Origin of the sequence: Nocardioides sp. R-C-SC26, assembly GCF_021246465.1 — a bacterium.
Classification (GTDB): Bacteria; Actinomycetota; Actinomycetes; order Propionibacteriales; family Nocardioidaceae; genus Nocardioides.
This window is the reverse complement of the sequence record NZ_JAHRHK010000019.1, coordinates 1-10,641: the sequence shown is the minus strand read 5'-3', so window position 1 is coordinate 10,641 and position 10,641 is coordinate 1. Positions and strand designations below refer to the sequence as shown.

Annotated in this window: 10 protein-coding genes and 1 pseudogene; 2 read left to right on the top strand and 9 right to left on the bottom strand. The window is 73.0% G+C overall.

The window, feature by feature from the left end:
* Window positions 1-70 precede the first annotated feature (70 nt).
* Together KSO97_RS15190 and KSO97_RS15185 are read right to left on the bottom strand one after the other, a co-directional pair.
* Window positions 71-2,392: a sodium-translocating pyrophosphatase gene (locus KSO97_RS15190; RefSeq protein ID WP_232680343.1), complete on the bottom strand. Its 2,322-nt coding sequence runs from the start codon at window positions 2,390-2,392 to the stop codon at window positions 71-73.
* Between the two features lie 412 nt (window positions 2,393-2,804).
* Entirely contained in the window at window positions 2,805-3,137 is a 333-nt protein-coding gene (locus KSO97_RS15185; RefSeq protein WP_232680341.1) for an anti-sigma factor antagonist, read from the bottom strand.
* Window positions 3,138-3,334: 197 nt separating this feature from the next.
* On the opposite strand from KSO97_RS15185, the gene KSO97_RS15180 reads away from it, so the two are divergent.
* Both KSO97_RS15180 and KSO97_RS15175 read left to right on the top strand, forming a co-directional pair.
* Window positions 3,335-5,710, top strand: a complete 2,376-nt coding sequence (locus KSO97_RS15180) for a DEAD/DEAH box helicase (protein ID WP_308188321.1) — start codon at window positions 3,335-3,337, stop codon at window positions 5,708-5,710.
* 9 nt (window positions 5,711-5,719) lie between these two features.
* On the top strand, window positions 5,720-6,034 hold the full coding sequence (locus KSO97_RS15175) for a hypothetical protein (protein WP_232680340.1): 315 nt from the start codon (window positions 5,720-5,722) through the stop codon (window positions 6,032-6,034).
* A gap of 52 nt (window positions 6,035-6,086) precedes the next feature.
* Here the strand turns inward: KSO97_RS15175 and KSO97_RS15170 are convergent, their stop codons facing one another.
* From KSO97_RS15170 to KSO97_RS15140, 7 genes and pseudogenes are all read right to left on the bottom strand, one after another.
* Window positions 6,087-6,449 carry an Rv3654c family TadE-like protein gene (locus tag KSO97_RS15170; RefSeq protein WP_308188320.1) on the bottom strand — a complete coding sequence of 121 codons (363 nt, stop codon included), beginning with the start codon at window positions 6,447-6,449 and terminating at the stop codon, window positions 6,087-6,089.
* Entirely contained in the window at window positions 6,446-6,850 is a 405-nt protein-coding gene (locus KSO97_RS15165) for a TadE family protein (RefSeq protein ID WP_232680338.1), read from the bottom strand. Before KSO97_RS15165 ends, KSO97_RS15170 begins: the two co-directional genes overlap by 4 nt.
* Window positions 6,851-6,893: 43 nt before the next feature.
* Window positions 6,894-7,142 (bottom strand): DUF4244 domain-containing protein, encoded by a 249-nt coding sequence (locus KSO97_RS15160; RefSeq protein WP_232680336.1) that lies wholly within the window; start codon window positions 7,140-7,142, stop codon window positions 6,894-6,896.
* Between the two features lie 155 nt (window positions 7,143-7,297).
* On the bottom strand, window positions 7,298-8,032 hold the full coding sequence (locus KSO97_RS15155; RefSeq protein ID WP_232680334.1) for a type II secretion system F family protein: 735 nt from the start codon (window positions 8,030-8,032) through the stop codon (window positions 7,298-7,300).
* Between the two features lie 58 nt (window positions 8,033-8,090).
* Window positions 8,091-8,954 carry a type II secretion system F family protein gene (locus tag KSO97_RS15150; protein WP_232680332.1) on the bottom strand — a complete coding sequence of 288 codons (864 nt, stop codon included), beginning with the start codon at window positions 8,952-8,954 and terminating at the stop codon, window positions 8,091-8,093.
* On the bottom strand, window positions 8,951-10,186 hold the full coding sequence (locus KSO97_RS15145) for a TadA family conjugal transfer-associated ATPase (RefSeq protein ID WP_232680330.1): 1,236 nt from the start codon (window positions 10,184-10,186) through the stop codon (window positions 8,951-8,953). Before KSO97_RS15145 ends, KSO97_RS15150 begins: the two co-directional genes overlap by 4 nt.
* Window positions 10,186-10,641, bottom strand: a pseudogene (locus tag KSO97_RS15140) (septum site determining protein); the annotation flags it as partial. The pseudogene KSO97_RS15140 and the gene KSO97_RS15145, both read right to left, overlap by 1 nt.

The window sequence follows — 10,641 nt, the reverse complement described above, 5'->3', positions numbered from 1 at the left end:
GGCCCCCCCCCCCCCCCCCCGCCGGCCCGGCGGGGGGCGGGGCGGCCCCGTCGTGTCGTGGTGGGTCGGATCAGCTCGTCGGCGTGACCTCCGGAGTCTCGGTCAGGCTGGAGGTGCGCTGCTTGGAGAGGTAGACCGACACCGCGATGCCCAGCGCGGCGAGCACCGCGATGAGGATGCGCACGACGTCGTTCTCGCCACTGCCGTAGGAGAGATCGACGACGGCGGCCACGATGAGCAGCGAGACCAGGTTCATCACCTTGATCAGCGGGTTGATCGCCGGGCCGGCGGTGTCCTTGAATGGGTCGCCGACGGTGTCGCCGATGATGGTCGCCTCGTGGGCGGCCGAGCCCTTGCCACCGTGGTGTCCGTCCTCGACGAGCTTCTTGGCGTTGTCCCAGGCACCGCCGGCGTTCGCGAGGAACACCGCCATCAACGTGCCCGTGGCGATGGCGCCCGCGAGGAAGCCGGCCAACGGCGCGATGCCGAGGCCGAAGCCGACCGCGATCGGCGCCAGCACCGCGAGGATGCCCGGCGTCGCGAGCTCCCGCAACGAGTCGCGGGTGACGATGTCGACCACGCGGCCGTACTCCGGGCGTCCCGTGCCCTCCATGATCCCGGGGATCTCGCGGAACTGACGACGCACCTCGAAGACGACGGCGCCCGCGGCGCGACCCACGGCGTTGATGGCGAGGCCGGAGAAGAGGAACACGACCGCGGAGCCGAGCAACGCACCGACGAGCACCTTCGCGTCGTAGACGTTGAACGAGGTGAGGAACTCGACCGCCCCGTCGACCCCGGGCACGTTCTCGCCGTAGGACTCCAGGGCCGTCTGGATGTAGGAGGCGAACAGGGCGCTCGCCGCGAGCACGGCGGTGGCGATGGCGATGCCCTTGGTGATCGCCTTGGTGGTGTTGCCGACCGCGTCCAGCTCGGTGAGGATCTGGGCGCCCTCCTCCGAGACGTCACCGGACATCTCGGCGATGCCCTGGGCGTTGTCGGAGACCGGCCCGAAGGTGTCCATCGCCACGATCACGCCGACCGTGGTGAGCAGGCCGCAGCCGGCCAACGCGACGGCGAAGAGGGCGAGTCCGGTGGAGCCGCCGGCCAGCAACGCCGCGCCGAACACGGCCGCGCCGATGACCAGAGCCGTGTAGACGGCCGACTCCAGACCCACGGCCAGACCCGAGAGGATCACCGTGGCGGGGCCGGTCAGCGACGTCGCGCCGACGTCCTTGACCGGGCGGTACTCGGTGCCGGTGAAGTAGCCGGTCAGCGCGAGGATCGCCGCGGCCAGGACGATGCCGATGACGACGGCGCCCGCGGCGAAGGCTGCGGGTCCGATGTCGGCGGTCTGACCGGTGGCTCCGGTCAGATCGGCCCAGTCGCTGGGCAGGTAGACGAAGGCGAGCACGACCGAGGCGACGGCACCGACCGCGGCGGAGAGGTAGAAGGCCCGGTTGATCGTGGTCAGGCCGCTCTCCCCCGGACGCGGCTTGGTCAGGTAGACGCCGGCGACCGCCGTCAGCGCTCCGATGGCGGGCACCAACAGCGGGAAGACCAGGCCGGCGTCACCGAACGCCTGGGAGCCGAGGATGAGGGCAGCGACCAGCGTCACCGCGTAGGACTCGAAGAGGTCTGCAGCCATGCCCGCGCAGTCGCCGACGTTGTCGCCCACGTTGTCGGCGATGGTGGCCGCGTTGCGCGGGTCGTCCTCGGGGATGTTGTTCTCCACCTTGCCGACCAGGTCGGCGCCGACGTCGGCGGCCTTGGTGAAGATGCCACCGCCCACGCGCATGAACATCGCCAGCAGCGCGGCGCCGAAGCCGAAGCCCTCGAGAACGTCGGGGGCCTCGTCCTTGAAGATCAACACCACGACGCTGGCGCCGAGCAGGCCCAGCCCGACGGTGAGCATCCCGACCGTGGCGCCGGTACGGAAGCCGATGTTCATCGCGGGGTCGCGACCCTGGGTGTTCGCCGCGGCAGCGACGCGGAGGTTGGCCCGGACGGCGAGCGCCATCCCGAAGTAGCCGACGGCTGCGGAGAAGCCGGCGCCGAGCAGGAAGAAGAGTGAGCGGCCGAACCGGACGGCGGCGTCGTCGGCCGGGAGGGCGAGCAGCGCGAAGAACGCGATGCCGGCGAAGATCGCCAGGGTGCGGAACTGCCGCTGCAGGTAGGCGTCTGCGCCCTCCTGCACGGCCTGCGCGATGGTCTTCATGTTCTCGGTTCCCTCACCCGCGGCCAGCACCTCGCGGCGGAACATCACCGCCATGGCGAGGGCGCCCAGCGCGATGAGCGCCACGACGATCACCAGCACGAGGTTGCCGTCGGCGACGTCGACTCCGGCTGTGTTGCTGGCGAGTGGGCTGATGAGTGGGCTTGTCCGGGCCATCTGTTACCTCCTGCATCGAGGGGTTCCGCCCAGGCCGGACGTCGCGGCGCGACGTCCGATGTGACCCAGGCCACAAGAACGCTCGGGAGTCTACGCACGGATGACCGCCCGCAGGCGACTCCCTGTGACCTGGCTCACACCGCGTCGCCGACGGTGAGAGCGGCCTCCGACGTGATGCCGAGCGCAGCGGCGGACCCCACCCGGGCACATGAGGCACGACGTCTGGGCCGCCACGCGGACAGGCCGGAACGGGCGGAACTGGCACTGGACGGGCAGACCTTCGCGCGTCTAGTGCCGGTTTCGCCTGCTGGCCGGTGAAACCTGCATCTGCTGCTCGCAGGTTTCACCGGTCGACCGGTGAAACCTGCACTGGGCGGGGAGAACCCACCACCGGAGGAATCGGGCGCGCAGGTCAGGCGAAGACGGCGTCGGTGGAGGCGTGGATCGTGAAGACCTTGGCCAGGCCGGTGATCCGGAAGATCTTGAGGAGCCGGTCTTGGTGGCACACGAGCTCGAGCGAGCCGTCGTGTGCCCGCACCTTCTTCAGCCCGCCGACGAGCACGCCGAGACCGGTGGAGTCGAGGAACTCGACCGCCTCCATGTCGACGACGATGTGGTAGCTGCCGGCGGCGACGAGTTCGGTGATCCGGTCACGGAGCTTCGGCGCGGTGTAGACGTCGATCTCGCCCGCTACGGCGACGATCGTGCGGCCATTCAGCTCGCGCGTCTCCAGCGTCAGGTCCACGTGTTCTCCCGGGAACTGCCAAGGGCGCGGGCACCGTGCCCGACCTCCTGGCCCCACAAATCGGCCGGAGGCAATCAAACCACGCCGCGCCGACCCGCGACACACCGCGCCCACGCCCGTCCGCGACACATCGGAGCGAGAGCCCATCCGCACCCGCGAACGACGCCGGTGTCGGCGCCACCGACGAGAATGGCCCGGTGCAGCAAGGGATCCCGCCGTCGCGCGGCTCGACGTCGTCGCTGCGCCGCGCCCCTGACGAGGCCTTCGCGCACATCCTGGCGGCGCCCGGGCGACGCGAGCGCCTCACCCATCTGGAGGTGCTTCCGCGCCGCGAGGCCCGGCACTCGACGTGGCCGGAGTGGGCCGACCCCGACGTCGTCGCCGCCCTTCGGGCGCGTGGCGTCGACGCGCCCTGGACCCACCAGGCCCGGGCGGCCGACCGCGCGTGGTCCGGCGAGCACGTCGTGCTCGCGACCGGCACGGCGTCCGGCAAGTCACTCGCCTACCAGGTGCCCGCCCTGACGGCGAGCCTGAGGAGCCGCGGCTCACGCGGTCAGCGCGGCGCCTCGACGCTCTACCTCGCGCCGACCAAGGCGCTGGCTCACGACCAGTGGCGCGGCATCGACGCCCTCGGGCTGGGCGTCCGCGCCGCCCCCTGCGACGGCGACAGCACGCGGGAGGAGCGCGACTGGGTGCGCTCCCACGCCGAGCTCGTGCTGACCAATCCCGACATGCTGCACCGCTCGATGCTCCCGGGACACGAGCGCTGGACGGCGCTGTGGCGCACGCTCCGGTTCGTCGTCGTGGACGAGTGCCATGCCTACCGGGGCGTCTTCGGTGCTCACGTCGCCCACGTCCTGCGCAGGCTGCGGCGGGTGTGCGCGAGCTACGGCACCGAGCCGACGTTCGTGCTGACCTCGGCCACCTCGGCCGATCCGGGCCTCACGGCCACGCGTCTGGTCGGCGCCCCGGTGGCCGCCGTCACCGACGACGGATCGCCCCGCGGGGCTCTCACCCTTGGCCTGTGGGAGCCGCCACTGACCGATCGTCTCGACGAGTTCGGCGCCCCTGTCCGACGTTCGACAGCCTCCGAGACCGCCGACCTGCTGGCCGATCTCGTCGTCGAGGGAGTGCCGACGCTGGCCTTCGTGCGCTCGCGCAGCGGCGTGGAGCAGGTCGCGATGACGACGGCGAACCTGGTCGCGGAGGTCGACCCCGAGCTCGCGGGTCAGGTCGCCGCCTACCGCGGGGGGTACCTGCCCGAGGAACGCCGAGCCATCGAGGCGGACCTACGCAGCGGTCGTCTGCTCGGTCTGGCCGCGACCAACGCCCTGGAACTGGGCATCGACGTCCCCGGATTGGACGCCGTGTTGATCGCAGGCTTCCCCGGCACCAGGGCGGCGTTCTGGCAGCAGCTCGGTCGGGCCGGACGTGGCGCCGACGACGCCGTCGGCGTCTTCATCGCGCGCGATGACCCACTGGACACCTACCTCGTGCACCACCCCGACGCTCTGGTCGGTCGGCCCGTGGAGGCCTCGGTGTTCGACCCGGCCAACCCGCATGTGCTCGCGCCCCACCTGTGCGCGGCCGCCCAGGAGATTCCCCTACGTCGCGGCGACCTGTCGACGTTCGGGGATCCGGTCGCCGTCGAGCAGGTGGTGCGGGCGTTGGTCGCGGACGGGCGGCTGCGGCGTCGGCCGCACGGGTGGTTCTGGACCTCGCCTGACCGCGCGGCCGACCTGGTCGACATCCGCTCGGCGGGCGGGCGCAGGTTCGACCTCGTCGAGTCCGAGACCGGACGGGTCGTCGGTCACGTCGACGCCGGACGCGCACACGGCACCGCACACACCGGCGCCGTCTACGTGCACCGCGGCGAGACCTGGATCGTCGACGAGCTCGATCTGGACGACCACGTCGCGGTCATCACCCGCCGCGACCCCGGCTACACGACCTCGACCCGCGAGCGCACCGACATCACGATTCGCGAGGAGCGTGTCTCGACGACGTGGGGCGCGTGCCGCGTGGCGTTCGGCGAGGTCGAGGTCGAGCAGCAGGTCGTCTCGTTCCTGAAACGGCGCACGCCGTCAGGCGAGGTGATGGGCGAGGTGCCACTCGACCTTCCTGCCAGCACTCTGGTGACGTCGGCGGTGTGGTGGACGGTGCCGGCCGAGGTGCTCGCAGAGACGACGCTGGACGCCGACGCGCTGCCGGGGTCCGCCCACGCAGCCGAGCACTGCTCGATCGGTCTGCTGCCGCTGTTCGCCACGTGCGACCGGTGGGACATCGGCGGCGTGTCGACGGCCCTGCACCCCGACACCGGTGAGCTCACCGTCTTCGTCCACGACGGGCAGCCCGGCGGGGCCGGGTTCGCCGAGCGTGGGTTCGGCGAGGCGGCCCGGTGGCTGCGAGCCACCCGCGAGGTGATCGCGACGTGCGAGTGCGCCGAAGGCTGCCCGTCCTGCGTGCAGTCGCCCAAGTGCGGCAACCAGAACAACCCCCTGGACAAGGCCGGTGCCGTGACGCTGCTCGACGCACTGCTGCGAGGCGCTCCACCGGAGGTCGCCGCGGAGTAGCCTCCGAGCATGCTGCTCCTGGGATTCCTCCTCGTCGCCGGTGGTGCCGGCCTCATCGCCGCCGGACTCCTCACCGCCGAGGATGCGCCTGGAAGCGCCGTCCAGGTCCTCGGCATCGACGTCAGCCCGCCCACGCTGTTCCTCCTGGGCATCGTGGGTGCGGCTCTGGTGCTGTGGGGATTGTGGGTCGTCAAGTACGGCGCCAAGCGCGAGTGGCGCCAGCGGCGCGACCAGCGCCAGCTCGACGAGCTCTCGGAGAAGCTGGACCGCGCCGAGCGCGGACGCCGCCGCGATCTCGACGAGGACGAGCCGAAGTTCTCCTGAGGGTCGCGCGGTGACCGGTCCGCGTCTGTCGACCGGTCACCGCACCCCGGGTTCACCCCGGTCCGGCGCGGGCCTCGGCCTCGACCCCACCGGTGACCCACCACCAGGCCGGCCCCTCACGTCCGACGACGAGACGTACCTCCCGCCCCGACACCGCGCACGACGTCAGGTGGGAGCCGTTCGCGGCGGCGACGACCACCGCGGCGTCGCATCCGTCCGCGCCGTGCGCGAGCGCTGACGCCGCGGCCAACGCGGCGAGATCAGCCGCCGCCTGGTTGGCGCGGTGTGCGGTGATCACCCCGCTGATCAGGGCGAGTGCCGCCCCCACGAAGACGAGCGTGCTGAGGAACGCCAGCATCAGCACGCTCGCGGATCCCCGTTCAGCACGGCGGGCGCAGCGCGACGCGCTGATCACCGACCGCCGCTCTTCTGCTCCAGAGCCGCGACCGCCTCGGCGTCCACCCGAGCATCGGGCAGTACGTCGAAGAGACCGCCGGGGCCGGCCACCGTGGCCGCGACGGTGACCACCACATGCTCGCCCTCGAAGCTGACCGTCACCTGCGAGCCGGAGGGCGCGACCCGTCGACCGGCGGCCACCGCGGCGCCCTGATCGTCGCCACGTGCCAGAGCCCGCGCCGTCTCGCGTGCGGCGTCGACGACGCGGGCCTGCGCGACACCCAGCGTAAGGAGCCAGACGAGACCGATCGTGACGGCCATCAGCAGTGGCAGGGCCATCGCGAGTTCGGCGGTGACCGCGCCACGCTCGCCACGGCGACGGCGAGCCCACGTGCTGGTCCCCGGGTGCCGACGTCTCATCGCATCTCCTCGATCGTCTCGATGCCGCGCCGTGGGCCGTGCGTCAGCCCAGGCCGATCAGTCCGAGCACGTGGTCGTACAGCTGGGTGATCAGCGACTTGCCGAGTCCGCCGGTCAGCAGCGTGTAGAGCAGGCCGGCCAGGCCCGCACCAGCCGCGGTGCCGACGGCGTACTCGGCCGTGGTGATGCCGCGTTCATCGCGCGTTCGGGGCACCGGGCGCGACCGGCCCGTTCGCTCGCTCGGGCCGGCCGGTCGGTCCACACTCCGGGTCGTCTGCATCGCGTCGCTCATCGATCTGTCTCCTCTGGTCGGTAGCTGCCGCAGGGTGCGGCACCTGCCACGCTGCTCCGACTCGGCTCGCGACGTCGGGAGCGCGTCGAGTCGCTGTGGAGCGAGGTCCGCATGGCGCACTGTGGAGGACGGCGGGCCGACGCGGTCGGCGCGGATCACCACACCGACACCTCCGCCAGCAGGGCGGCGACGACCGGCACGATGCCGATGAGCACGAACGCGGGGAGCAGACACAGGCCCAACGGCACAGCCGCCTTCGCTCCGACCGAACGCGCCCGGTCCTCCGCCTCGGCGCGACCGCGCTCGGCCAGGTCGTCGGCCAGCCGTTCGACGGTGTCGGCCACCGAGGCCCCCGTCCGTGCCGAGCGGGCCATCGCGCGGGCCAGCGGCGCCACCGCGCGCCCGGACCGGGTGCGAGCCAGACCCGACCACACCGTCTCCGGCGGCGTACCGAGGTCGAGCCGGGCGCCTACCGGAGCCAACAGGTCGGCGGCCGGACCGGGATAGGCCCGCACAACGACGGAGACCGATTCACCGACCGGGCAGCCGGCTCGCAGGGCGATCGCGAGAAGCCGGACGACGACCGGAAGCTGCCGAGCGGCCCGCTCACGCGCCTCCACCTCGGCTCGCGGCTCGCAACGATCGATGAGCACCAGAACGCCGACGGCTCCGGCCAGCGCGGCAACGAGCCCGACACCGCCACCACCAGCGACCGTCCACACCGCCATCGACGCCGAGGTCGCCCACCACCATCGATACCTCGTGAGCCAGTCGCCCTCGACGTCGACGCCCGCCGTCGGCGCCGGGAGGGACGGACGCGGCGCCACCGCGGGGACGAGCAACGCGGCGCCGACGGCCGCGGCCGCGCCGCACCAGATCACCGTGTCCACTCTCGCCGCTCCCTCCTCGTCGGGGAGGGGCGCGCCGCCCCAGACGGGTTCCGCGCACTCATCGCGACGTAGCGCCGCGCGCGAGCGCCTCGATCCACCACACGCCGAGGCCCGCGAAGGTGAGGCCCAGCGCCAGACACCCGACGCCGACCGGATGGCCCAGCAGGAACCCCCACGGGTCGGCGCCGGAGGCCGTGCCCAGCATCAGGGCTCCCAGCGGCAGCATCGCCATCAGCCGCGCGGTGGCGCGCGCGGAGGCCAACTCACCGACCACGACCCGCTGGGTCGACTCCGCGGCGCGCAGCTCGCGGGCCACTGCGGTGAGGGCGACGTCGAGCCCGCCGCCCGTGCGGTGGGAGACCTGCCACGCGGCGGCGACGACGGCCAGGCCGTCGGCCCCCGGTGTCGCCTCCGCGCGCCGCCAGGCACTGCCCACGTCTGCGCCGACACGCTGGGCCTCGGCCACGGGCGCAAGCTGGGCCCACGCCTCGGCAGCGTCGTCGAGTGCGTCGCCGGGCGGCCGGCCCGACGCGAGGTCGGCCGCGAGCGCCTCGCACATCTCCACGACACGTGCGCTGGTGGCCTGCGCGGCGCGGTCGGCCAGCCGACGGCGCCAGAGGTGCAGACCGACCCACACCGCCCCGGCACCGCAGCCGACGGCGACACCCCGTGCCGGCCCTGCCAGCGCGATCACCACGAGAACGACGGCCACTGTGGCCGCGAGCACGGCGCGGGGCGAGACCGACGACGTCACGCTGCGGGGGGACGGCGCCCCACCCGGCGCGGCAGGACTGACCGCGTCGGTCTCGACTCCACGCGCAGCAGCCGGCAGGAGCAGCACCACGGCTCCGGCGACCGCCGCGCTCGCGACCAGCAGCCCCGGGGTGACGCCGTCTACGGCCGTCGCCACCGCGGCGGTCACGACGCCGACCCGCGCGAGCGACCAGGTCTGGAGGACGTCGACCCGTCGGCCGGGGCGCGTGACAGCAGCTCGACCAGTCGCGCACACGCGGGGCCCTCCACGACCTCGCGTCCGTCGAAGGCCACCGCGAGGTCGATCGCCACCAGGCCCCGCTCGCCCTGACGGGGGACGCCGATCTCCCGCACCGTGCGACGTCCCACACGGTCTCGACCGAGGTGCACCACGACGTCGAGGGCCGCAGCCAACTGGCTGTGCGCAGCTTCCCGGTGCAGCCCTCCGGCCAGCGCCAGCGCCTCGACCCGTGCCGGCACATCCGCTGCCGAGTTGGCGTGCAGCGTGCCGCAACCCCCGTCGTGCCCGGTGTTGAGCGCAGCCAGGAGATCCACGATCTCGGCGCCACGCACCTCACCCACCACGAGTCGGTCGGGTCGCATCCGCAGCGCTTGCCGCACCAGCGTGCGGACCTCGATCGCACCGACGCCCTCCACGTTGGCCGGGCGACCCTCCAGGGAGACGACGTGAGGGTGCGGCGGCCTCAGCTCCGCGGCGTCCTCCACGATCACCAGGCGCTCGCGCGGATCGACCTCGGCGAGCAGTGCCGAGAGCACGGTGGTCTTGCCCGAGCCGGTGCCCCCGGTGACCAGGAACGCCAGCCGCGCAGCGAGCACGCGGCGCAACAGCCGAGCACCGTCGGGCGACACGGCTTCCGCCTCGACGAGCTCATCGAGGCGGAACCCACCCGCCCGTGGCACCCGCAGCGAGATCACGGTGCCGGGCGAGGCGACCGGCGCCAACACGGCGTGGAAGCGGGTGCCGTCGGCGAGTCGCAGGTCGGCGTAGGGCATCGCGTCATCCAGGCGGCGCCCGGCATGTGCCGCCAGGCGTTGGGCGAGTCGACGGACCGCGCCCTCATCGGCCAGCACGACGTCGGAGCGCTCGAGGCCGGCTCCGCGATCGAGGAACACCGTGCCGGCCCCGTTGACGAGGACGTCGGTGACGCCGGGCAGCCGCAACAGCGGCTCGAGCGGACCGGCGCCGACGACGTCGCGATGCAGATGTTCGTAGACGGCGAGCACCGTCGCGTCCCCGACGGGGCGCCCTGCGGCCCGTAGCGCCTCGGCCACCCGGTGCGGGGTCAGTTCTCCAGGGACGTCGGCCAGCTTCTGCCGGACGGCGTCGACGAGCGTCGAGGTCGCGTCGTCCGACGACGCGCGGGTGGCGGCGACCGCCATCACGACCACCCGTGTCGCACGGCGTCGAGCAGATCGCCGCACGCGCGGGCGTAGGGCGTTCGGAAGGAGCGCAGCGGCCCGAGGCCGAGGTCGACCGACTCGGACGTGCCGCGTTGCTCGGGCAGATGCGCGACGACCGGTGCACCGACGAAGGAGTCGACGCCGTGTGGATCGACTCGAGTACCGCGCAGCACCACCCCCGCCGCGAGATGGGACGGCCACCGCGCGAGCAGTCGTGACGCCGAGGTCAGGCCGGCGACGTCGGGACGGGTGAGCACGAGCAGGACGTCGCAACGGGCGACGACGTCGCCGAGGAGCCCTTCGGCCGACCGAGGCAGATCGACGATCACCGTGTCGTGGCCGCGGCGCGCCGCCGAGAGGGCCTCTCGCACCACCGAAGGCGGCACCGGCGTCTCGGCGCCGACCGCCCCCCCCCAGGCGGCGGGGCCGGCGCG

Excerpts from the sequence above, each read along its gene's own strand:
- KSO97_RS15190 (WP_232680343.1), bottom strand. The coding sequence starts at position 2,392 with ATGGCCCGGACAAGCCCACTCATCAGCCCACTCGCCAGCAACACAGCC.
- KSO97_RS15175 (WP_232680340.1), top strand. The coding sequence starts at position 5,720 with ATGCTGCTCCTGGGATTCCTCCTCGTCGCCGGTGGTGCCGGCCTCATC.
- KSO97_RS15165 (WP_232680338.1), bottom strand. The coding sequence starts at position 6,850 with ATGAGACGTCGGCACCCGGGGACCAGCACGTGGGCTCGCCGTCGCCGT.
- KSO97_RS15160 (WP_232680336.1), bottom strand. The coding sequence starts at position 7,142 with ATGAGCGACGCGATGCAGACGACCCGGAGTGTGGACCGACCGGCCGGC.
- KSO97_RS15145 (WP_232680330.1), bottom strand. The coding sequence starts at position 10,186 with ATGGCGGTCGCCGCCACCCGCGCGTCGTCGGACGACGCGACCTCGACG.